20 protein-coding genes are annotated in these 22691 nt (G+C 72.2%); 5 read left to right on the top strand and 15 right to left on the bottom strand.

Annotated elements, in window-relative coordinates; genetic code table 11:
- Positions 1-1311, bottom strand: coding sequence for a family 1 glycosylhydrolase (locus tag H537_RS0102435; RefSeq protein WP_211234956.1), 1311 nt, complete (start codon positions 1309-1311; stop codon positions 1-3).
- Between the two features lie 248 nt (positions 1312-1559).
- On the opposite strand from H537_RS0102435, the gene H537_RS0102425 reads away from it, so the two are divergent.
- Positions 1560-3350, top strand: coding sequence for a thiamine pyrophosphate-requiring protein (locus H537_RS0102425; RefSeq protein WP_028996621.1), 1791 nt, complete (start codon positions 1560-1562; stop codon positions 3348-3350).
- 12 nt (positions 3351-3362) lie between these two features.
- The gene (locus tag H537_RS0102420; RefSeq protein ID WP_028996620.1) at positions 3363-6269 is read left to right on the top strand and encodes an FAD-binding and (Fe-S)-binding domain-containing protein; all 2907 of its coding nucleotides are present in this window, start codon (positions 3363-3365) and stop codon (positions 6267-6269) included.
- An 89-nt stretch (positions 6270-6358) separates the two neighbouring features.
- On the opposite strand, the gene H537_RS50570 is transcribed toward H537_RS0102420, so the two are convergent.
- Positions 6359-6619: a heavy-metal-associated domain-containing protein gene (locus tag H537_RS50570; RefSeq protein WP_028996619.1), complete on the bottom strand. Its 261-nt coding sequence runs from the start codon at positions 6617-6619 to the stop codon at positions 6359-6361.
- Positions 6620-6811: 192 nt separating this feature from the next.
- Between H537_RS50570 and H537_RS0102410 the strand changes: the two genes are divergently transcribed.
- Complete coding sequence (locus H537_RS0102410; protein ID WP_028996618.1) at positions 6812-7189, top strand: hypothetical protein; 378 nt, start codon at positions 6812-6814, stop codon at positions 7187-7189.
- The gene (locus H537_RS52275) at positions 7189-7326 is read left to right on the top strand and encodes a hypothetical protein (RefSeq protein ID WP_156901341.1); all 138 of its coding nucleotides are present in this window, start codon (positions 7189-7191) and stop codon (positions 7324-7326) included. The genes H537_RS0102410 and H537_RS52275 overlap by 1 nt, the downstream gene beginning before the upstream one ends.
- A 24-nt stretch (positions 7327-7350) precedes the next feature.
- Here H537_RS52275 and H537_RS0102400 read toward each other — a convergent pair whose 3' ends face one another.
- From H537_RS0102400 to H537_RS0102335, 13 genes are all read right to left on the bottom strand, one after another.
- Positions 7351-7707, bottom strand: coding sequence for a cytochrome C oxidase subunit IV family protein (locus H537_RS0102400; RefSeq protein ID WP_051241611.1), 357 nt, complete (start codon positions 7705-7707; stop codon positions 7351-7353).
- Positions 7704-8330 carry a cytochrome c oxidase subunit 3 gene (locus tag H537_RS0102395; RefSeq protein WP_028996616.1) on the bottom strand — a complete coding sequence of 209 codons (627 nt, stop codon included), beginning with the start codon at positions 8328-8330 and terminating at the stop codon, positions 7704-7706. Before H537_RS0102395 ends, H537_RS0102400 begins: the two co-directional genes overlap by 4 nt.
- Positions 8327-9979: a cytochrome c oxidase subunit I gene (gene ctaD / locus H537_RS40725; protein ID WP_084150321.1), complete on the bottom strand. Its 1653-nt coding sequence runs from the start codon at positions 9977-9979 to the stop codon at positions 8327-8329. Before ctaD ends, H537_RS0102395 begins: the two co-directional genes overlap by 4 nt.
- The gene (gene coxB / locus H537_RS0102385; protein WP_238446583.1) at positions 9976-10938 is read right to left on the bottom strand and encodes a cytochrome c oxidase subunit II; all 963 of its coding nucleotides are present in this window, start codon (positions 10936-10938) and stop codon (positions 9976-9978) included. The genes ctaD and coxB overlap by 4 nt, the downstream gene beginning before the upstream one ends.
- Positions 10935-11765 carry an SCO family protein gene (locus tag H537_RS40720; RefSeq protein WP_043458027.1) on the bottom strand — a complete coding sequence of 277 codons (831 nt, stop codon included), beginning with the start codon at positions 11763-11765 and terminating at the stop codon, positions 10935-10937. The genes coxB and H537_RS40720 overlap by 4 nt, the downstream gene beginning before the upstream one ends.
- A complete protein-coding gene (locus tag H537_RS48795) occupies positions 11762-12100 on the bottom strand; it encodes a hypothetical protein (RefSeq protein ID WP_051241609.1) in 339 nt (112 codons plus the stop codon). Before H537_RS48795 ends, H537_RS40720 begins: the two co-directional genes overlap by 4 nt.
- On the bottom strand, positions 12087-13187 hold the full coding sequence (locus H537_RS40710; protein WP_051241607.1) for a hypothetical protein: 1101 nt from the start codon (positions 13185-13187) through the stop codon (positions 12087-12089). The genes H537_RS48795 and H537_RS40710 overlap by 14 nt, the downstream gene beginning before the upstream one ends.
- Positions 13184-13825, bottom strand: a complete 642-nt coding sequence (locus H537_RS40705) for a c-type cytochrome (RefSeq protein ID WP_043458026.1) — start codon at positions 13823-13825, stop codon at positions 13184-13186. Before H537_RS40705 ends, H537_RS40710 begins: the two co-directional genes overlap by 4 nt.
- Positions 13822-15834, bottom strand: a complete 2013-nt coding sequence (locus H537_RS40700; RefSeq protein ID WP_238446582.1) for a quinol:electron acceptor oxidoreductase subunit ActD — start codon at positions 15832-15834, stop codon at positions 13822-13824. The genes H537_RS40705 and H537_RS40700 overlap by 4 nt, the downstream gene beginning before the upstream one ends.
- Entirely contained in the window at positions 15831-16157 is a 327-nt protein-coding gene (locus tag H537_RS40695; protein ID WP_043458025.1) for a chaperone modulator CbpM, read from the bottom strand. Before H537_RS40695 ends, H537_RS40700 begins: the two co-directional genes overlap by 4 nt.
- The gene (locus H537_RS0102345; protein WP_028996614.1) at positions 16157-17107 is read right to left on the bottom strand and encodes a DnaJ C-terminal domain-containing protein; all 951 of its coding nucleotides are present in this window, start codon (positions 17105-17107) and stop codon (positions 16157-16159) included. Before H537_RS0102345 ends, H537_RS40695 begins: the two co-directional genes overlap by 1 nt.
- A 7-nt stretch (positions 17108-17114) precedes the next feature.
- Positions 17115-19958, bottom strand: a complete 2844-nt coding sequence (locus tag H537_RS0102340; protein ID WP_064735889.1) for a 4Fe-4S dicluster domain-containing protein — start codon at positions 19956-19958, stop codon at positions 17115-17117.
- A 96-nt stretch (positions 19959-20054) separates the two neighbouring features.
- Positions 20055-20705, bottom strand: a complete 651-nt coding sequence (locus H537_RS0102335) for a cytochrome c3 family protein (protein ID WP_028996612.1) — start codon at positions 20703-20705, stop codon at positions 20055-20057.
- 160 nt (positions 20706-20865) lie between these two features.
- Here H537_RS0102335 and H537_RS0102330 point away from each other — a divergent pair, with 160 nt between their 5' ends.
- On the top strand, positions 20866-22686 hold the full coding sequence (locus H537_RS0102330; RefSeq protein WP_028996611.1) for a glycoside hydrolase family 15 protein: 1821 nt from the start codon (positions 20866-20868) through the stop codon (positions 22684-22686).
- Positions 22687-22691: the final 5 nt, after the last annotated feature.

Below are 22691 nucleotides of genomic sequence, written 5' to 3'. Positions count from 1 at the left end.
TCAGCCTCCTTGCACGTCGTGCGGCTCGGTGGGCGTGCGGGCCAGTCCGGCCGAGGCCTCGGACCGCTGGCCGGCGGCCCAGGACTGCGCGTAGCGCCGCGGCCGCACCACGGGCACCTGCAGGCACACGCTCTGCGTCGGCAGCACCTCCCGCCAGTCGGCGATGAGCTTCTGGTAGGCCTGGCCCACGGGCCGGATCCTGCGGTCGAGGTCGTACAGCCCCAGCGGGTTGACGCGGCCGTTGGCCTCGCGCAGCGCCGTGTCCCAGTCCACCTGGTCGGTGAGCGAATACCAGGTGAAGCCCAGGATGGGCACGCCGTCGTTGCGCAGGCGCAGCACGTTGGCCCACTCCTTCCACAGCCAGTACACCGCCTCGTCGCCGTTGGGGCCCTGGGCGAGGTTGGTCTCGGTGTGCATGACCGGCAGCCGGTAGCGGTCGTAGTACTGCCACGTGAGCTCGTCGTAGCCGAACACCTCGCCGGCCGCGGCGGTGCGGCCGTCCTCCCACACCCGGTGCTCGTTGGTGACGTAGTAGTCGTTGCCCATGATGCAGTGGTGCTTGAGGCGCTGGCCCAGGAAGAAGTGGTACTCCTCGCGCGTCATGCCGTTGTCCAGCAGGTACTCGTACATCTGCGAGTCCACGCGCCGGCCGTAGTTCAGGTCCAGCGACAGGAAGCGGCGGGCATTGAGCACCTCGGCCGGGCCGATGGCCCGCGGGTTGTCGGCATGGAAGTACTCGGACGACTCGCTCTGGATGAAGAGGGCGTCGGGGCGCACGCCGAGGATGGCGCGCATCGCCAGCACGTTGGCCTTGACGACGTGCTTGAGCGCCGTGACGAAGGCGCGGTCGCTGCGCAGCTGCTCGTTCCACCAGCCGTAGGAGGCGGAGAACAAGGCGCAGATGAACATCTCGTTGACCGGCGTGTAGAGCTGCACCCAGGGAAAGCGGCGGGCGAACGCGGCGGCGTAGTCCGCGAACAGCGCAGGGAAATCGGGGTTCTGGAAGTTGCCGATCCAGTCCGGCACGCCGAAATGGCACAGGTCCACGATGGGAACGATGTCGCGCGCCGCCAGGTCGGCGAAGGTGGTGTCGGCGAAGGACCAGTCGTGATGTCCGGCACCGAGCCAGGTGCGGTGGATGGGCGGCCCATAGCGCAGGAACGACAGGCCGAGCGCCTGCACGCGATCGAAATCCTCCTTCCAGCGCGCGTAGTGGCCACAGGCGTCCATCTCGTCCCGGCGCATGCGGCCACCGTCGATGGTCGGGCATGAGTTCTCGATGCCAGTGGCAAACATGAAGGCCGGTCTCACGGCAGCTGCATTCCTCGACGGTGCGGGCACGGGGCCCTGCCCGGATGCGGGCAAGGAAGAGGCCCGGGCCGAGCGCGGCGAGGACCAGCCGCTTTCGAGCATGTCCTGCCTGCCGTGCTTAAGCCGCTCTTAAGCACACCGGCACCGCGCTTGCCGCGATGCCGGCTCAAGGCTTTCGCCGTCGCGACTGCAGGGAGGTTGCGCTGGTTTCCAGGCGATCGCTCACTGCCACCGAAGGGGCCCATGCCATGACCATGACCGTCAGCGACCAAGTCCTGCAGCGCCTGCACGAGTGGGGCGTGCGCCGCATCTACGGCTACCCCGGCGACGGCATCAACGGCCTGATGGGCGCGCTGGACCGCTGCAGCGACCGCGTCGAGTTCATCCAGGCCAGGCACGAGGAGCTGGCGGCCTTCATGGCCACCGCGCATGCCAAGTTCACGGGCGAGGTGGGCGTGTGCATGGCGACCTCCGGGCCGGGCGCGATCCACCTGCTCAACGGCCTGTACGACGCCAAGGCCGACCACCAGCCGGTGGTCGCCATCGTGGGGCAGCAGGCGCGCGCGGCGCTGGGCGGCGACTACCAGCAGGAGGTGGACCTGCTGAGCCTGTTCAAGGACGTGGCCCACGAGTACGTGCACATGGCCACCGTGCCGGCGCAGATCCGCCACCTGGTGGACCGCGCCATGCGCATCGCGCGCGACCAGCGCACCGTCACCTGCGTCATCCTGCCCAACGACCTGCAGGAGCTGAAGGCCGAGCCCGACCCGCCGCGCGAGCATGGCACCGTCCATTCGGGCATCGGGTTCACGGCCAAGCGCGTGCTGCCGGCGCAGGCCGACCTGCAGGCCGCGGCCGACGTGCTCAACGCCGGCCAGCGCGTGGCCATCCTGGCCGGGGCCGGCGCGCTGCACGCCACCGACGAGCTCATCGCCGTGGCCGAGACGCTGGGCGCGGGCGTCGCCAAGGCGCTGCTGGGCAAGATGGCCGTGCCCGACGACCTGCCCTATGTCACCGGTTCCATCGGGCTGCTGGGCACCGTGCCGAGCTGGGAGCTGATGAGCGGCTGCGACACGCTGCTGATGGTGGGGTCGAGCTTCCCGTACTCGGAGTTCCTGCCCAAGGAGGGCCAAGCGCGCGGCGTGCAGATCGACACCGACGGCCGCAAGCTCTCGCTGCGCTACCCGATGGAGGTCAACCTCGTCGGCGACAGCCGGCTCACGCTGCAGGCGCTGCTGCCGCTGCTGCAGCCCAAGGCGGACCGCGCGTGGCGCGACAAGATCGAGGCCGGCGTGCGCCAGTGGTGGCAGGTGCTGGAGCAGCGCGCCATGAACGAGGCCAAGCCGATCAACCCGCAGCGCGTGTTCTGGGAGCTGTCGCCGCGGCTGCCCGACAACGCCATCCTCACCTGCGACTCCGGCACCAGCGCCGCCTGGTACGCGCGCGACCTCAAGGCCCGGCGCGGCATGATGGGCTCGCTCTCCGGCGGCCTGGCCACCATGTGCCCGGCCGTGCCCTATGCCACCGCCGCCAAGTTCGCCTACCCGGACCGCCCGGTGGTGGCGCTGGTGGGCGACGGCGCGATGCAGATGCTGGGCCTCAACGCGCTGGTGACCATCGCGCACCAGTGGCGGCGCTGGAGCGACCCGCGGCTGGTGGTCATGGTGCTGCACAACGGCGACCTCAACATGGTCACCTGGGAGCAGCGCGTGGGCGCGGGCGATCCGAAGTTCGAGGACTCGCAGGTGCTGCCGGCCTTCCCCTACGCCCAGTACGCGCAGATGCTGGGCCTGCACGGCCTGCGGGTGGACCATCCGGACGCGATCGCCGGTGCCTGGGAGCAGGCGCTGTCGGCCGACCGCCCCGTGCTGCTGGAGATGGTGACCGACGCCAACGTGCCGCCGCTGCCGCCGCACGTGACGTGGAAGCAGGCCCGGCACTACGCCAAGGCGTTGCTGCACGGCGACCCCGAGGCGCTGCAGACCGTCATGGCCAGCATGCGCGAGGCCTGGGACGGGCTCACGGCCAAGCGCGGCTGAGGCGCGATGGCCATGCTGGCGGCGCCGCTCGACACCGCGGCCCTGGAGCGCCGCCTGCGCGAGACGGTGCGCGGCGAGGTGCGCTTCGACGACGGCAGCCGCGCCCTCTACGCCACGGACGCCTCCAACTACCGGCAGGTGCCCATCGGCGTGGTGATCCCGCGCGACGCGCAGGACGTGATCGCCACCGTCGCCGCCTGCCACGCGTTCCGGGCGCCCGTGCTCTCGCGCGGCGGTGGCACCAGCCTGTGCGGGCAGTGCTGCAACGTCGCGGTCGTGATGGACTTCTCCAAGCACATGAACCGCGTGCTGGAGATCGATCCGGCCGCGCGCACGGCGCGCGTGCAGCCCGGCGTGGTGCTGGACGAGCTGCGCGACCAGGCCGCGCGCCACGGCCTGACCTTCGCGCCCGACCCGGCCACGCACGACCACAACACGCTGGGCGGCATGATCGGCAACAACTCCTGCGGCCCGCATTCGGTCATGGGCGGCGAGACGGTGCACAACGTCATCGAGCTGGACGTGCTCACCCACGACGGCCTGCGCCTGACGGTGGGCGCTACCGACGACGCGGCCCTGGCACGCCTGCGTGCCGGCGGCGGGCGCGCAGCGGAGATCGTTGCCGGGCTCAAGCAACTGGCCGAACGCTACGCGCCGCTGATCCGGGAGAAATTCCCCGACATCCCGCGCCGGGTCTCGGGCTACAACCTGCCCGCGCTGCTGCCCGAGAAGGGTTTCGACCTTGCCAAGGCGCTGGTGGGCAGCGAGGGCACCTGCGTCGTGGTCCTGGAAGCGACGCTGCGGCTGCTGCCCAACCCCAAGGCGCGCACGCTGCTGGTGCTGGGCTACGACAGCGTCTATGAAGCCGGCGACCACGTGGTCGATGTCATGCAGGCCGGGCCGATCGCGCTGGAGGGCCTGGACGACCGGCTCATCGAGGACATGAAGCACACCCACCTGCACGTCAACTACGTCGGCCTGCTGCCCGAAGGCAAGGGCTGGCTGCTGGTGGAGTTCGGCGGCGACACGCGCGAGGAGGCGGACGCCAAGGCCCAGGCCCTGATGGACCGCCTCAAGCAGGTGGACAAGCCGCCCTCCATGAAGCGGGTGGACGACCCCGTGCAGGAGGCCCATCTCTGGAAGGTGCGCGAGTCGGGCCTGGGTGCCACGGCGCACGTGCCCAATGCGCCCGTCACCTGGGAAGGCTGGGAGGACTCCTCCGTGCCGCCCGAGCGGCTGGGCGAGTACCTGCGTGCGCTGCGCCGGCTGTTCGACGAGTACGGCTATGGTTGCGACCTCTACGGCCACTTCGGCCAGGGCTGCGTGCACACGCGCATCGACTTCGACCTGGAGACGCAGCCCGGCATCGACAAGTTCCGCCGCTTCCTGCACGACGCGGCCAGGCTCGTCACCTCGCTGGGCGGCTCGATCTCGGGCGAGCACGGCGACGGCCAGTCCAAGGCCGAGCTGCTGCCCATCATGTACGGGCCGGCGCTGGTGCGCGCCTTCGAGGAGTTCAAGGCGCTGTGGGACCCGGACAACCTGATGAACCCGGGCAAGGTGGTGCATCCCTACCGCGCCGACCAGCACCTGCGCCTGGGCACCAGCTACCGGCCGCTGCCCGTGGCCACGCGCATGTTCTTCGCCGACGACCAGGGCGATTTCAGCCGCAGCGTGCTGCGTTGCGTGGGCGTGGGCGAGTGCCGCAAGCGCGAGGGCACCATGTGCCCGAGCTACAAGGCGACGCTGGAGGAGCAGCATTCCACGCGCGGGCGCGCGCACCTGCTGTTCGAGATGCTCAACGGCGAGCGCGAGCAGGGCGTGCTCAAGCGCGGCTGGCAGGACGAGTCGGTGAAGGAGGCGCTGGACCTGTGCCTTTCCTGCAAGGCCTGCAAGCACGAGTGCCCGGTGAAGGTGGACATGGCGGCGTACAAGGCCGAGTTCCTGTCGCACTACCACGAGCACCACGCCAGGCCGCTGGCCGCGCGCGTCTTCGGCTTCATCGACCGCTGCTGCGCGATGGCCGAGCTGGCGCCGGGCGTGGTGAACGCCTTCTTGCAGCACGAGCCCTGGGCCGGACTGGCCAAGCGGGGCGTGGGCATCGCGCCGCAGCGGCGGCTGCCGGCCTTCGCGCGGCACAGCTTTCGCGCCGGCTTCGAGTGGCGGCGCGACGACGGCCCCGGCCTGCGTGGCGAGGTGCTGCTGTGGCCCGACACCTTCAACGACCACTTCCATCCCCAGGTGGCGCATGCCGCGGTGCGGGTGCTGCGGCACGCCGGCTTCGCGGTGCGGCTGCCGCGGCGGCGGCTGTGCTGCGGGCGGCCGCTGTACGAGTTCGGCTACCTGGATGCGGCGCGCACCTACCTGCGGCGGGTGCTGGACGAGCTGGACGCGGACCTTCACGCCGGGACGCCCATCGTCGTGCTGGAGCCCGCCTGCCTGTCGGTGTTCAAGGAGGAGCTGCCGATGATGCTGCCGCACGACGAGCAGGCGCGGCGGCTGCGGCAACAGAGCTTCCTGCTCAGCGACTTCCTGCAGCAGCGCGCCCCCGACCTGGCGCTGGCGCCGCTGCGCCGCCCGGCGCTGGTGCACCTGCACTGCCATCACAAGTCGGTGCTGGGCACCGAGGCCGAGCTAGCGCTGCTCAAGCAGACGGGATTGGACCTGCGTCAGCCTGATACCGGCTGCTGCGGCATGGCCGGCTCCTTCGGGTTCGAGGCGCGCAAGTACGAGGTGTCGATGCGCTGCGCCGAGCGCGTGCTGCTGCCCGCGGTGCGCGAGCTGGCGCCGGACGCGCTGGTGGTTGCCGACGGCTACAGCTGCCGCGAGCAGATCGTCCAGGCCACCGGGCGGCCGGTGCATCACCTGGCGGAGGTGCTGTGCATGGCACTGCCGGGAACCGACGCCATACCGCCATGACTTTGCCTGGCGAGGGCCGCGCCGGCGTCATGGCGGGTGTGGCTCTCACGGAGTCCGCGCGGCCCGCTGGCTGCAGCGCGCGAACCCCCTCAACCGCAGCAGCATCCGCCGCCGCGCTTCGGCGCGGTGGCCCCGCGCGGGGCGGCTGCCACCGGCACGGGCCGGGCCGAGTAGCCTGCGTCCTCGATGGCCTGGCGCAATTGCGCCGCCTGTGCCGCAGAATCGATCCGCACCAGGTGGCGTGCGAGATCCACATCGACTTGCGCCTGGGGATCAGTAGCCTTCACGGCCCGGGTGATGGCTCCGACGCAGTGTCCGCAGCTCATGTCATTGACTTGGAAGGCAATCATCTCGTTTCTCCAACGGCAAACCACAGTGGGAGCGAGTTTGAACCTTCCCACGATGGCAATCTCAACACGCATTGCCCCAAACCCGGGCCGGCAGCATGGTCGTGCAGGCCTTGGGCCCGGTCGGCTCCCAGAGGGCGAGTCAAGCCCGGCGTGCTGCCATGAAGAGGAACGGCCCTTGCCCGCACGTGTGTCATGACCGCATCCGGCAACCCGTCTGCGCACCGCTCCCTTGTCTTCCTGCTCGACGAGGGCAGCGTGATACCGCTGGCCCATGACGCCTATGTACAACTGGCGCAGGGGCAGAAGTCCTTGCCGCAGCTTGCCAACCGCCGGGTCAGGCTGGCCGACTGGTACGTCGAACTCCTGGAAGGTCAGCAGCTCCGGCGAGTAAGCGAGTGGTACGGATGGGTGTGTTTCGACGCGGAGGGCCGGCTCGATCCCGCACCCGACAGGCCGGCGGTGACTGGGACCGACAACGTCGATCCCACCGCGTTGCCCACGCCGGATGAAATCGAGCGCATGCGCCGATGCATGTCCCACGCGCAAGGCCAGCAGGAAGGCTCCGCATGATGCGACGCTGGCTTGTGCTGGCCGGGCTGCTGGTGCTCGTGGGCCTGCAGCTGCGCCGCCGCCGTGGGCGTGGGCCCGTGCCGGACGCGGGCGACGTCGCGCCCGATGGCACGACGTTGGAGCGGTACGCCGGGTAAGGTGGGGTACCGGCGCCGCGGCGCTCAGCGCCCCGAGCCGGCCTGGCGCAGCGGCTGCAGTTGCTGCGGCGGCTGCATGGCCGCGGGCTCCGTCTCGCGCGTGGCGAAGTCCACGCTGCCCAGGCCGAACAGCAGCGCCAGCGTCCCGGCGGCCACGGCGGCGGCCACGCGGGCCAGGGCGGTGCTGCGGCCCAGGCCCATGAACAGCCCCAGCACCAGCGCCGACTTGAGCGCGGCGATGGCCAGGCCGATCACCAGGTTGAGCCGGCCCAGCGGCAGGTAGGCGCTGCCCAGGCTCAGCAGCAGCAGCGCCAGCAGCGCGGCCCAGGCCATGCCGATGCGCCGGCAACGGCGCTCGAAGGCCGAAGCGTCGCGGCTCACGTCGCCCTCCCGGCCAGGTACAGCAGCGGGTACAGCACGATCCAGACGATGTCCACGAAGTGCCAGTACAGCCCGGCGACTTCCACGCGCCCGGCATCGGCCCAGGGCGAGCCCCGCCACGCGCCCCAGGCGAAGGTGCCCAGCAGTCCCACGCCGATGAGCAGGTGCAGCGCGTGCAGGCCCGTCATCACGAAATACAGCATGAAGAAAAGCTCCGCGCCCGCGTGCCGCGCCAGCGCGAAGCCCGGGCCGGGGAACAGGCCCTCGTGCCACTCCTTGGCGTACTCCACGCCCTTGAGCGCCAGGAAGGCCCCGCCCAGCAACGCGGCGCCGGCCAGCAGCCAACCCGTCGCACGCCGGCGCCGCTGCTCGCCCGCGCAGGCCGCCGCCACGGCCACCAGCGCGCTGCTGCTCAGCAGCAGCGCCGTGTTGAGCGTGCCCAGCACCACGTGGGTGTGGCGGCTGGCGACGCTGAAACCTTCGCTCCAGTGCGTGCGGCCCCAGGTGTAGGCGGCGAACAGCCCACCGAAGAACAGCAGCTCAGTGGCGAGGAAGATCCACATGCCCAGCTGCGCCGTGTCCGGTGGCGGGGCGGCGGCTTCGGCGGGGAGGGCGCTGCTCATGGCGGCGTGCTGGCGGCGCCGGCGTCCGGCAGCGGCCGGTCCCGCAAGGCGTCGGGCGCGGTGTGCTCGGTGGCCGCCTCGGGCGTGTAGTCGTACACCCGCCGCGGCGGCCGGGGCGGCTCGTTGAAGTTGTGCGTGGGCGGCGGCGAGCTGGTCTGCCACTCCAGTCCGGTCGCGCCGAAGGGGTTGTCCGTGGCGCGCCGGCCGCGGGCCAGCGACCACGCCAGGTACACCAGCGGCATCAGGTAGCCCAGCGCCAGCACCACCGCGCCGCTGGAGGAGAACAGGTTGAGCACCTGGAACTCCGGCGGATAGGCGTGGTAGCGCCGCGGCATGCCGTGCAGGCCCAGCAGGTACTGCGGGAAGAAGGTGAAGTTGAAGCCCAGGAAGATCAAAACGGCCGCGATGCGCGCCCACACCTCCGGGTACTCGCGGCCCGTGGCCTTGGGCCACCAGAAGTGCAGCGCGCCGAAATACGCCATCACCGAGCCGCCGACCATGATGTAGTGGAAGTGCGAGACCACGAAATACGTGTCCGACAGGTGCACGTCCAGCGACAGCGAGGCCAGGAACAGCCCCGTGAGGCCGCCGATGGTGAAGAGTCCCACGAAGCCCAGCGCGTAGAGCATGGGCGCATCGAACCGGATCGCGCCCTTGTGCAGCGTCGCGGTCCAGTTGAAGACCTTGATGGCCGAGGGAATCGCCACCAGGAAGCTCAGCAACGAGAAAACCATCGAGGCCGCCGGCGATTGCCCGGCCACGAACATGTGGTGCCCCCACACCAGGAAGCCGATGCTGGCGATGCCCAGGATGGCGTAGGCCATGAAGCGGTAGCCGAAGATGGGCCGGCGCGCGAAGCACGGCACGATCTCGCTGACCACGCCCATGGCCGGCAGCACCATGATGTAGACCGCCGGGTGCGAGTAGAACCAGAACAGGTGCTGGAACAGCAGCGGGTCGCCCCCGTGCGCCGGGTCGAACACGCCCACCTGGAACAGACGCTCCGCCACCACCAGCAGCGCCGTGACCGCCAGCACCGGCGTGGCCAGCACCAGGATCACGCTGGTGGCGTAGATCGCCCACACGAACAGCGGCAGCTGGAACCAGCCCAGGCCCGGCACGCGGCAGCGGTGCACCGTGACGATGAAGTTCAGCCCGGTGAGGATGGACGAGAAGCCGGTGACGAACACGCCCAGCAGCGTCAGCGTGACGTAGCCGTTGGAGAACATCGACGAGTAGGGCGTGTAGAAGGTCCAGCCCGTGTCCACGCCGCCCAGGAACAGCGCCGCCAGCGTCAGCACCCCGCCGGCGAGGTAGACGTACCAGCTCAGCAGGTTCAGCCGCGGGAAGGCCAAGTCGCGCGCGCCGATCATCAGCGGCAGCACGAAGTTGCCCATCACCGACGGGATCGACGGGATCAGGAACAGCCACACCATGATCACGCCGTGCGCGGTGAAGAGCTTGTTGTAGGTGTCGTCGCCCACCAGGTCGCCCGGCGGCGTGGCCAGCTCCAGCCGGATGATCGTCGCCGCCGCGCCGCCGACGAAGAAGAAGGCCGTGATGGCGATGGCGTAGAGGATGGCGATGCGCTTGTGGTCGCGCGCCAGCAGCCAGGAGCGCAGCGTCAGGCCGTCGTCGAGGTAGCTCATGGCCGTCCCTCCGTGGTGGCGTGCAGGTACGCGATCAGTGCCTGGATGTCCTCCTCGCTGACCTGTCCGGCGAAGGAAGGCATCACCGGCTCGAAGCCGGCCACCACGTCCTTGCGCGGCAGCAGGATGCTGTCGCGCAGGTAGTTGTCGTCGGCCACCACCGTGCGCCCGTCCTGCAGGTGCACGCGGCGTCCGGGCAAGTTGTCGAGCAGCGGCGCGTGCACGGTGGAGCCGGTGGCGTGGCAGCCACTGCAGCCGAGCTGGCGGAACAAGGCGAAGCCGTACTGCGCGAGGCTGGGCTGCGCCGGCCCCTCGGCCAGCCAGCGGCTGAAGTCGTCCGGGCGCATCACGACGACGCGACCGACCATGTGCGAGTGCTCGCTGCCGCAGTACTCGGCGCAGAAGAGGTGGAACTCGCCGAGCTGCGTGGGCGTGAACCACAGCGCCGTGATGCGTCCGGGCAGCACGTCCTGCTTGAGGCGGAAGGCGGGCACGTAGAAGCTGTGGATGGCATCCTGCGCGCTCATGCGCAGCAGCACCGGCTGGCCCAGCGGCACGTGCAGCTCGTTGATCTCGCGCCGGCCGTTGCGGTGCTGCAGCTTCCACATCCACTGCTTGGCCACCACCGCCACCGGCAGCGCGTCGGGCGGCGGGCGGTACAACCGCAAGTAGTCGCGCGCGGACCAGGCGCAGATGCCCACGAAGATGAACAGCGGCGTCAGCGTCCAGGCGACCTCCAGCCAGGTCAGGTTGCGCTTGGCCTTGGACCGCGGCGCGTTGCTGCCCTGGCGGTAGCGCACGCAGAAGAAGACGATCAGCACGCACACCCCCAGCGCCACGCTGCCGCACAGGATCACCATGGCCGTGAACAGCGTGTCCACCGGTGCCGCGGCGGTGGAGGCGGCCTGGTCCAGCAGGTGGAAGCCCGCGGACAGGCCGGCATCGACCTCGCTGCTCACCGCGGCCTCCGTCCCGGCCAGGCCTGCCGTGCCACGAAGGCCAGCAGCGCCAGCGCCGTGAGCAGCCCCACCGCGCGCACCGCCTGCAGCACCGCCGCGCTGTGGCGGCCGAGTTGCTCATCGAGGTGGGCGCACAGCAGCGCCAGGCGGTCCGACAGCCCGCCGATGCGGCCCTCGCCGGCGGCCACCAGCGCCAGCCGCAGCTCCGCGGGGTCGAAGCGCACGCCCGGCAGGTAGCGCGAGACGCGGCCATCGGGCGTGAGCACCGCCACCACGGCGGGGTGGGCGTAGGCGTCTTCCGGGCTGTTGGCGTCGCCGATGGAGCGGTAGCGCCAGCCCAGGGCGTCTGCCAATGAGCGCAGCGCCGGCTCGGTGCCGGTGAGCAGGCGCAGGTCCAGCGGCGTGTCCGGCCGGCGCGGCCCTTCCAGGACGTCGGCGTAGGCGAGGTTGGCGTCGCGCGCGGCTTGCGCGGTGGCCGGGGTGTCGGCCGGGTCGATGCTGACGCGCACGATCCGGTAGGCGCTGCGCGGCAAGCCGGTGTCGTGCAGCGCTTCGAGCAGACCCTGCATCAGCAGCCCGCACAGCTGCGTGCAGCGGTAGTAGCCCAGCACCAGCAGCACCGGGCGCCCGCCGAAGCTTTCACCCAGGCGCACCGGGCGGCCGGAGCTGTCCAGCAGGGGCAGCGCCGGCGGCAGTTGGGCGTCCAGGTGCTGCTGCAGGCCGGCGTCGGGGGGCGGAGGGGGCGGGGACAGCGGCTGGGCCATCGACGGCGCCAGGCACAGCAGCCAGGCTGCCGCGCAGCTCGCGAGGCGCTTGCCGGCTTTCACGGCGCTCCTCCTGCGCTGGCTGCCGGCGCCGCCAGCAGCGCCATCGCGTCCTCGATGGGGATGTGCACGATGCCCGCGCCGGCATCGACCCAGCCGCGCCCGTGCAGCCGCGCCTCCTTCTCTGCCCGGTAGGCCGCCAGGTCGGGCTGCGGCGCGTTCTGCACGCGGGGTCCGGGGATGGTCAGCGTGTAGGGCTGCGCCAGCCGCTCGCCGCCGGGACGCATGTCCCGCCCGTGCAGCCACAGCAGCACCAGGATCACCACGCCGATCACCGTGCCGGCGATGGCCGCGCCGGCCAGCGCGATGCGGCCGGTGGGCAGATCAGGCGCGGCCATGCCGCACCTCCTGCGTGGCGAATCCCGGCTCCGAGGCGCCCGCTGGCGCCTCGAACAGCAGCAGCCCCATGCCCAGCGCCAGCGAGGGCAGCAGCCACCAGGCGAGCCAGGTGCCGGTGGCGACCGAGGGCAGCACCAGCCACGCGGTGTTGAGCGCCTGCGTGAGCAGCAGCCCGGCGGCGATGCGGCCCAGCCACCGCGGCCGGTCCTTGAGCCGGCGCTGCAGCAGCGCCAGCAGCGGCAGCGCGAGCTGCAGCAGCACCAGCGCGACACCCACCCACCACCAGCCGCTGCGCAGCCGCGGCACGTACCAGGCGATCTCGGCCGGCAGGTTCTCGGCCCAGATGATCAGGAACTCCATGAACGCCAGGTAGGCCCAGGTCAGCAGCCACATCAGCAGCAGGTTGCCCAGGTCGCGCGCCACGGGAGTCTGCTCGGCCGCCTCGGCTTCCAGTGCCTTGGGCGCCCAGTGCGCCAGTTGCCACACGCTGAGCGCGGTGCCGCCCAGCGCCTGGCCCGAGAGCACGACCAGGCCGAAGGCGGTGCTGAACCAGCCCGGCACCAGCGACATCAGCAGGTCCACCGAGGCCAGCGTGCCGGTGAGCGTGTAGATCGCCAGCGCCGCTGCCGCGCGGCCCTTGCCGGCCAGCGAGGCAGGCCGGGTGAGCCACCACCACAGCGCGCCGTACAGCGCCAGGCGCATCCCGACGAAGCCCGGCTGCAGCCAGAACGTGGGGAAGGCCGGCCGTGCCAGACCTTGCGCCCAGCCCTGTGGATCGGCCGCCCAGGGATAGAGCTGGCGCAGGCCCAGTGCCAGCGGCAGGAACAGCAGCAGCGCCCAGGGCAGCCGCGATGCCGCTGCCAGTGCCGCCGGCCGCAGCGCCTGGCCCCAGGCACCGCCGACGAGACGGTGCAGCCACAGGTTGACCATCCCGCCCAGCATCAGCCCGGTGACGAACCACCAGGCCGCCAGCCAGCAGGCCCAGAACAGCCGCGCATCCAGTGCCGCGCCGGGCAGGGCCAGCGCGAGAGCCACCAGGCCGGCGGCCCGGCGGCGCGTGAGCCAGCGGCTGGCGGTGGCGTTCATCGCCCGTGGCCTTCCTCGGCCGCGGAAGCCGCCCCCGCCGGCGCCAGCGCCCGCAGCGAGGCCTGCAGCGCCGGCGGCAGCGAGGCGATGCGCGCGTGCTGGCTGAGCTGCAGCGCGCGGATGTAGGCGACGATGGCCCAGCGGTCGTCCGGTGCCACGCGGTCGGCGTAGGGCACCATGACCCCGTAGCCCTGCGTGATCACGTCGTAGAAGTGCCGGTCCGGCGCCTGGCGCAGCCGGTCCTGGTGGTAGCTGGGCGGCGCCGGGAAGCCGCGGCGCACGACGGGGCCGTCGCCGTCGCCCAGCGGGCTGTGGCAGGGCAGGCAGTAGATGGTGTAGCGCTCCTGGCCGCGGCGCAGCAGCTCGGCCGTGACGGGCGGCAGCGCCGTCGCGGCCTGTGCGGACTGCAGTTGCGCCGGCGCGTCGTCGCCGCGGCGTCCGCTGCTGGTGGCGGCCAGGTCGCCCATCGCATGCGCCACGCTGCCCGGCGGCGGCGGGCGCGAGGCCTTGCCGTCGGCGAACAAGGAGCTGGGCTCGCCCGGGTCCAGGCGCGGCTGGTCGTACATGTTGCGCATCAGGCGCTCGCAGCCCGCGAGCAGGAGCAGGGCGCACACCAGCAGCGGCCACGGACGCCTCACCGGAACACCTCCGAACGCCGCAGCGGCGCTTGCGCATCCAGCCAGGCCGCGCTGCGCTGCTCGTCGAAGGCCGGGTCGTCGGCGCGCAGGCACAGGAAGAAGCGGTTGCGCGTGGCCAGGTCGAAGTCCGGCGCCGAGAACACCGGGTGCGCCAGGTCGGGCAGCCGGTTGCCGAAGATGACCATGGCAAAGGCGGTGAGCGCACCGCCCAGCACCGTGAGCTCGAAGGCCACCGGCACGAACATCGGCCAGCTGTGCAGCGGCCGGCCGCCGATGTTCACCGGGTAGTCCACCACCGCCGAGTACCACTGCATGAAGTAGCCCAGGCTGCCGCCCAGCAGCGCGCCGATGAAGGTCGCCAGCGCCACCCGGTTGCGCGCGAAACCCACGGCCTGCGCCAGCCCCTCGACGTGGAAGGGCGCGTAGGCCTCCACCTGCGCGTAGCCGGCCTGGCGCGCGGCCCGCGTGGCGCGCAGCAGCTCGTCGGCCGTGCGGAACTCGGCCAGCAGGCCCCACGGCCGGCGCGCGTTGGATGAGGCTGCCCCGGCCGGCGGCGGGTTTGCGGGCGACGGAGCCGCTTCAGGCGCCGGTGCCGGTGTCGGCGCAGACGGCACCGCCGGGCGCGAGCCTTCCTGCGCGCTCTCCTTCACCAGCAGCCGCATCTCCGAGATGGAGATCGCCGGCAGCACGCGGATGAAGACCAGGAACAGCCAGGCGAAGGCGCTGATCGAACCCAGCAGGAACACCCAGTCCCACAGCGTCGGCACGAACAGGCCCCAGGAGGAGGGCAGGAAGTCGCGGTGCAGGCTCTGCACGACGATGGTCACGCGCTCCATCCACATGCCCAGGTTGATCACCAGGCTCAGCAGGAACAGCGCCAGCGCGCTGCGGCGCACGCGGCGCCACCACAGCAGCTGCGGCACCACCACGTTGCAGGCGAGCATGCTCCAGTACACCGGTGCGTAGGCGCCGCTCCAGCGGTCCTGCGTCATCGCGATCTCGTAGGTGTCGCCGCTGTAGAAGGCCATGAAGGTTTCGCACGCGTAGCCGTAGGCCACCAGCGCGCCGGTGGCCAGCAGCACCTTGGCGGCATGGTCCAGGTGCACGTCGGTGATGAAGTCGTGCAGCTGGAAGGCGCGGCGCAGCGGGATGGCGAGCGTGAGCACCATCGCGAAGCCGGAGAAGAGCGCACCGGCGACGAAATAGGGCGGGAAGATGGTGGAGTGGTAGCCCGGCGTGTTGCCGATGGCGAAGTCCAGCGACACCACCGAGTGCACCGACACCACCAGCGGCGTCGCCAGCCCGGCAATCAGCAGATAGGCCGAGGCGTGCCGCGCCCAGTGCCGCGCCTCGCCGCGCCAGCCCAGCGCGAACAGGCCGTAAGCCGCGCGCTTGAAGCGCGTGCCGGCGCGGTCGCGCAGCGTCGCCAGGTCCGGAATCAGCCCCAGGTACCAGAACAGGAACGAGACGACGATGTAGGTGCCGATGGCAAAGAAGTCCCACACCAGCGGGCTGCGCCACTGCGGCCACAGGTTCATCTTGTCCGGGTAGGGCGCGAGCCAGTAGAAGAACCAGGGCTGCCCCAGGTGCAGCACCGGGAACAGCCCCGCCATGGCCGCGGCGAACAGCGTCATGGCCTCGGCGAAGCGGTTGATGGAGGTGCGCCAGCGCTGGCGCAGCAGCAGCAGCACCGCGGAGATGAAGGTGCCGGCGTGCCCGATGCCGATCCACCACACGCAGTTGGCGATGGCAAAGCCCCAGGCCACCGGGATGTTCACGCCCCACAGCCCGATGCCGGTGACGAACAGGTAGGCCATCGAGCCCAGCAGCACCAGCGTGCCGGCCAGCGTGATCGCGAAGCCCGCCAGCCACGGCCCGCGCAGCGGACGCGTGAGCACGAGGTCGGCGATCTTGTCGCTGATGCTGGCGTAGCCCCAGCCGGCGTGCAGCACGCCGATGTCGCGCGAGACGGGCGGCGCCGGACCGCCCCGGACGGGGCCCGAGCTCATCGTCCGGCGTTGCTCCGGCCGCCGCGCAGCTGGCCTTCCAGCTCGTCGATGCGGTCCAGCAGCTGCAGCACCAGTGCCACCGCCGGCACGTTCAGCTCCAGCTCACGCTGCAGCCGCGTGGCGCGGCGTGCGCGCTGCAGGCTTTGCCCGCGGAAGCGCCACTCGGGGGCCTGTACATCGGTGGCGTCGGTGGGCTGCAGCACGCCTTCGCGCACCAGCGCCACGATCGATTCGCGGCTGCAGCGGCAGGCATGCCCCAGCTCGTCGATGCTCAGCTCCACCTGCTCCTCGACGATCCATTGGCTCGTGTCGCGCTCTTCCATCACGAGACTCCCAGGTTGGCGCGCGGGTTGAAGTCGGGGGCGCCGGCGGCCAGGGCCCGGTACGCGGCCTCGGCCTCGGGCGTGTCCGGCGCGGGCAGCACGATGCTCAGCACCGCGTAGAAATCCCCGGGCGGGTCGCCGGGCAGGCCCTTGCCGCGCAGGCGCAGCTTGCGTCCGGCCTGTGAGCCGCGCGGCACGCCCACCTCGAAGGTGCCGCCCGGCGTGGGCGCCTGCACCTGCGCGCCCAGCGCCGCTTCCCAGGGCGCCAGCGGCAGCTCCAGGATCAGGTCGCGGCCGTCCACGCGGTAGAGCGGGTGCGGCAGCAGCTCCACCTCCAGGAACAGGTCGCCGGCCGGCGCCCCGGCGTGGCCGGGGCCGCCCTGGCCGGCCAGCCGCAGGTGCTGCCCGGCGCGGATGCCCGCCGGGATGCGCACCTCCACCTGGCGCTCCTGCAGCCGCACCTGGCCGTCGGCGTCGAGCACCGGCATGCGCAGGCCGAGGGTGCGGGTGGCGCCGTGGAAGGCGTCCTCCAGCGAGACGGCGATGCGCGCATGGTGGTCCTCGCCCCGGGCCGCGCGCTCGCGGTGCGCCTGACGTGCGGCCCGGGCGTGGCGGCCGAACAGGGCCTCGAAGAAGTCGCTGCGATCCAGGTCGTCGGCCGTGAAGTCGGCGCCCTGGAACTCGTAGCCCGTGTTCCAGTCCGGCGGCGGCTCGCCCGCGGGGCCGCGCTGCTGCCAGCGCCGGCCGGCGCTGTCGTAGGCGGCGCGCTTCTCGGGGTCCTTGAGCACCTCGTAGGCCTCGGCCACCTCCTTGAAGCGGGCCTCGGCCTCGGGCTCCTGGCTGACGTCGGGGTGGTACTTGCGCGCGAGCTTGCGGTAGGCGCGCTTGATCTCGTCGGCGTCGGCCTCGCGCGCCACGCCCAGCAGGGCGTAGTAGTCCTTGAAGTCCATGACGGTCTCAGCCTGTGGGGTCGGAAGGGGTGGCCACGCGCGCCAGGTAGGTCGTGCGCGGCTGCGTGTTGAGCTCGCCCAGCAGCGCGTAGTGGCGCGGCGAGGCTTTCAATCGCTCCACGTCGCTGCCCTTGTCGTTCAGGTCGCCGAAGTGGATGGCGCGCGTGGGGCACACCGCCTCGCAGGCGGTCACGACGTCGCCGTCGCGGATCGGCGCGCCGGTGGCCTCGGCGTGGTGGCGCGCCCGGGCGATGCGCTGCAGGCAGTAGCTGCACTTCTCCATCACGCCGCGCTGGCGCACGGTGACGTCGGGGTTGCGTTGCGCCTGCAGCGTCTCGGTGGTGGCGTCGGTGAACTGCAGGAAGTTGAAGCGCCGCACCTTGTACGGGCAGTTGTTGGAGCAGAAGCGCGTGCCGATGCAGCGGTTGTAGACCTGCACGTTGACGCCCTCGCTGTCGTGCACCGTGGCGCCCACCGGGCACACCAGCTCGCACGGCGCCTTCTCGCAGTGCATGCACGGCAGCGGCTGGAAGGCGGTGTCGCGGCCCTGCGCTCCGGCGTCGTCGTAGCGGTCCACGCGGATCCAGTGCATCACGCGCCCGTGGGCGACTTCTTCCTTGCCGACCACCGGGATGTTGTTCTCCGCCTGGCAGGCGACGGTGCAGGCGTTGCAGCCGATGCAGGCGTCCAGGTCGATGACCATGCCCCAGGCATGCTGCGGGTAGCTCACCTCCGGATAGAGACTGGGCCGGCGCCCTTCACCGCCCTGCAGCCGCTCGCCCGGGCGCACGCTGCGCACGATCTCGCGCCCCGCCTGCCCGGTCTCGTGCTGCGTGACGGCGAATTCATGGCGCCGGCCCAGCGGTCGCAAGGTCAGCGCCCGCGCCCCGCCCTGCGCCGGCCGCAGCGCGTAGGCGTCGAAGCCCACGCCGCTGCCCACCCGGCCGGCCTGCGTGCGTCCGTAGCCCAGCGGCAGCGTCACGGCCTCCTCGGCGTGGTGCTCGCCGACCCACACCGGCGCATCGAGCGAGCGTCCGTCCGCTTCGACCTGCACGAGGTCGCCCGTGGCCAGCCCCAGCCGCGCGGCGGTGCCCGGGCCCAGCATCAAGGCGTTGTCCCAGGTGAGCTTGCTGAAGGAGCGCGGCAGCTCCTGCAGCCAGCCCAGGTTGGCGAAGCGCCCGTCGTGCACCGCCGGATCGGGCGTGAACACGCCCACCAGCGTCCCCGCCGGCGCCGACGGTGGCTGCGCGGGCTGCCGCGCGGGCGGTACGGGCACCGGCGCGAAGGCGCTGTCCGGCACCACGCCGCGGCGCAGGGACTCGCGCCAGAAGGCCTCGAAGGCCGCGTCATCGGCGCCCCGGCGCCACTGCCGGCGCACCAGCGCCTGGCCCTGCCGCTCCACGTCGCCGGCCAGCAGGGCCAGCACTTCGACGGCCGAGCGGCTGTCGTACAGCGGCGCGATGGCCGGTTGCAGCAGCGTCGCGCTGCCGTCGTGGGCCAGCGCGTCGCCCCAGGACTCGTAGGCATGCGACAGCGGCAGGTGCCAGTGGCAGCGCAGGGCCGTCTCGTCGGCGTACAGCCCGGCATGCACGCTCAGCCGCGCTCGGCCGAGCGCCTGAGACACGCCGAGCTCGCCCGGCGCGTCGTAGGCCGGGTTGCTGTCCAGCACCACCAGGGTGTCCACCGCGTCCTCGCGCAGCGCCTGCACCAGCTCGGCCAGGGTGCCGGCCTGCGGCGCCGCGTCGGGCGGCTCGATCAGCTCGAGCGTGCGTCCCAGCGCCCCGAGCCGCTGGTTCAGCGCCAGCGCCAGCGCGTGCGCCTCGGCGGACAGGCCCGGGCCCGGCACCACCAGCGCATCCGGCCCGGCCTCCTGCAGCGCGCGCAGCACGCGGGCCTCGAAGGCCGCCTCGGCGCCTTCCGCGGGCGGCACCGGCGGCAGTTCAGCCCACCAGCGGCGTGCCAGGCGCCACAGCAGGGCCTCAATGCGCTGCGGCGCCAACGCCAGCCGCTCGTCCGCGCGGGCACCGAACAGCCCTGGCGCGACCTCGACCGCGAACAGCCGCGGCAAGCGGCCGTCGGTGCGCCCTTGTGCGCGCGCCGCGGACCAGTCCATTGCCTGCCGCACCGCGCCGGGCCCGTCGCTGAAGGGGTCGGCGCCCAGCGCCAGCACGCAGCGCGCGCGCTGAAGGTGCAGCAGCGGCACCAGCTCGCGGCCGAAGGCGGCGCGCGCGCCGTCCCGCGCCGCCACGTCGCGCACGGGGTCGTGCACATGCCAGCGCGCCTGCGGGAAGCGGCGCAGCAGCTGGTCGATCAGCGCGCGTTGCGTGGGCGAGGTCAGCGGCCCCGTCAGCAGGTGCAGCCCGCCGCCCCGGCCGGCGTCCAGCGCGCCGGCCCGCTGCCGCCACGCCGTGTCGAAGGCGGCCCAGCTGGACGCGCCCTGCGGCGCCGTGCCGGTGGCGACGCTGCCCAGTGCCTGGCGCACGGTGGCCGAGCGGTCCGGGTCCCAGAGCTGCAGCACCGAGGCCTGCGCGAACACGTCGGTGGCGCCCAGGCTGGAGGGATGCAGCGGGTTGCCCTCGATCTTGATCGGCCGACCTTCCACGGTGCCGATGAGCACGCCCTGCGCGTGGCCGTCGCGCACGAAGGCGCTGGCGTAGTGGATCGGCGTGCCCACCGCCTGTGCCTCGGGCATGTGCACGAAGGGGTAGATGCGCGCATTGGGCGGCGCGCTGCAGGCCCCGTTGGCCAGGGCCGCCGAGGCCGCCAGCAGCGACAGCGCCTGCCGCCGGGTGACACCCGGCCGCTCGCGCAGCACGTGCACGGGCGACGGTTGAACGGGAGGAAGGGGCATCGTGGGCACCCGGACCGTTGTCAGGCGTGATGGCCGGTGGCAACCGTCATGCCCCTGCGTGGTGCAAGCAGCGGCGGAAGCATTTGCACCAAACTATCAACGGTGACACGTAGAACAGTCCGTCAGGCGCCGCGTGTCGGGCAGCCGCAGCAGTTGCTCCAGGCGCTGCACGTCCTGTGGTGCCGGTGGGGTGGCGGCCTGCATGGAAAACACCTCTTCCCTGGGGTGCAGGTGCGGCGCGGGATTGCGATGGCAGCCCAGGCACCACTGCATCTGCAGCGGCGCGACGCGCCAGGTCAGGGGCATCTGGTCCACGCGTCCGTGGCACTCGACGCAGGCCACGCCCTGGTTGACGTGCACGCTGTGGTTGAAGAAGACGAAGTCGGGCAGCTGGTGCACGCGCCGCCAGGCGATGGGCCGGCCGGTGGCGGCGCTCTCGCGCAGGGGCTGGAGCACCGCCTGGTCGGTGTAGAGCTGCGAGTGGCAGCTCAGGCAGATGCCGCTGGACGGCAGCCCGGCGAAGGCGCTGCGCTCCACCGTGGTGTGGCAGTAGCGGCAGTCGATGCCGTCGTCGCCCACATGGTGCTTGTGGCTGAACGGGATCGGCTGGGCCACCGGCTCGCCCACGGGCTGGTACGAGCGGTCGCGCCACACCATCAGCCCGAAGGCCACGGCCAGCAGCGCGCCCAGCGCCAGAAAGGCGAGCTTCACGCCCAGCTCGGCACGGCGGCGGAACACGGGGTCCATGGGCAGCGATGGCGTCGGTCACGGGGGTGACTGGCGATGCGGCAAGCGGCATGCGCTGGCCTCCCTGTGGCCGTCCGTGCGGCATGCGGGTTGCCGCCGCGCCCGCGTGCAGGGCTGCGCCGGACACGTGGCCCGCCAGCGTCTGCCTACCTTGCCTGCGATGCGCCAACCCCCGATCGCCGACTACGCGCTCATCGGCAACACCTTCACTGCCGCGCTGGTGAGCCGCGACGGCTCGATCGACTGGTGCTGCCTGCCGCATTTCGACAGCCCGGCGGTGTTCTGCCGGCTGCTCGACGCGCGCATCGGCGGCTGCTTCCGCCTCGGGCCCGCGGCGGCCGGCCGCTGCGAGCGGCGCTACCTGGACGGCAGTGCCGTGCTGGTCTCGCGCGTCGAGACGGCCGACGGCGTGGCGGAGGTGACGGACTTCATGCCCGCCCCGGACCTGCTCGCCCCGGACCTGCCGCCGCACGGGCATGCGTACTTCAGCGTGCTGCGGCGCGTGCAAGGGCTGCACGGGCGCGTGGCGCTGGACCTGCTGTTCAAGCCGAGCTTCGATTTCGCGCGCCTGGGCGCGCGGCTGGCGCTGGTGCCCGGCGGCTGCCGCGCGGACGCGGGCGGAGAGTCGCTGCACCTGGCGCTGTCGCCCGAGGCGGCGCTGCAGGTGGCGGACGGCGAGGTGCGCGGCCGCCTGTGCGTGGGCGCCGGCAGCACCGCGTGGGTGGTGCTGTCGCACGGCCGTGCGGGGCTGGCCGGGCAGGGGCCCGAGGCCTGGGCGCGGTCGCTGCAGGACACGCTGCGGCAGTGGCAGGCCTGGGATGCCCTCAACCGCTACGACGGGCCCTACGCGGAGGCCGTGGCGCTGAGCGCACGCGTGCTGAAGCTGCTGACCTTCGCGCCCACCGGCAGCATCGTGGCCGCGCCCACGACGTCGCTGCCCGAGGCTCCGGGGGGCACGCGCAACTGGGACTACCGCTTCTGCTGGCTGCGCGATGCCTCGCTGATGCTCGAAGCGCTGATGTCCGTGGGCCACGAGTACGCGGCCGATCGCTTCTTCCAGTGGCTCGCGCGGCTGTGGGAGCACGAGCGCCGCATCCAGATCATGTACCGGCTCGATGGCGGGGAGCGCTTGCCCGAAGCGGTGCTGGCGCATCTGGCCGGCTACCGCGGCGCGCGGCCGGTGCGCATCGGCAACGGCGCCGCCGACCAGCTGCAGCTGGACATCTACGGGCACCTGCTCGACGCCGCCCACGTGGTCCTGCAGGGGCGGGGCACGCCCGTGCGGCCGGCACTGGCGCGGGTGCTGGCGCACCTGGCGAACGAGGCCGCGCGGCGCTGGCGGCAGCCGGACCAGGGCATCTGGGAGATGCGCAGCGCGCCGGCGCACCACGTGTCGTCCAAGCTCTTGTGCTGGGTGGCGCTGGACCGCGCACTGCGCCTGGCGAGTGCGGGCCGGATCCAGGGCGACACGGCGTGGTGGCTGCGCGAACGCGACACCATCGCGCGCGTGCTGCACGGGCAGGGCTTCAATGCGGCCGTCGGCGCCTACACCCAGGTGCTGGACGGCCGCGCGCTGGACGCCAGCGTGCTGATGATGCCCATCGTGGGCTTCGTGCCGGCCGGCGACCCGCGCATGCGCGCCACGGTGCAGCGCATCGGCGAACAGCTGATGCACGGGGGCCTGGTGTACCGCTACCGCAGCGCCGACGGGCTGGAGGGCGACGAGGGCGCGTTTGCCATCTGCAGCTTCTGGCTGGTGGAAAACCTGGCCCTGCAGGGCCGCGTCGAGGACGCCCGTGCGCTGTTCGAGCACGTCAACTCCTTCGCCAGCGACCTGGGGCTGCTGTCCGAGGAGATCGACCCCGTCAGCGGCGGTCTGCTGGGCAACTACCCGCAGGGCTACACGCATCTGGCGCTGATCCGCTCGGCGCTGGCCATCGGCCGCGCGGAAGCCGGCGCGGGCGGCGTTCCCGTGCCGTGAGGCGC

It is taken from the genome of Azohydromonas australica DSM 1124 (assembly GCF_000430725.1).
Classification (GTDB): Bacteria; Pseudomonadota; Gammaproteobacteria; order Burkholderiales; family Burkholderiaceae_C; genus Azohydromonas; species Azohydromonas australica.
This window is presented reverse-complemented; position numbering and strand designations above follow the sequence as displayed.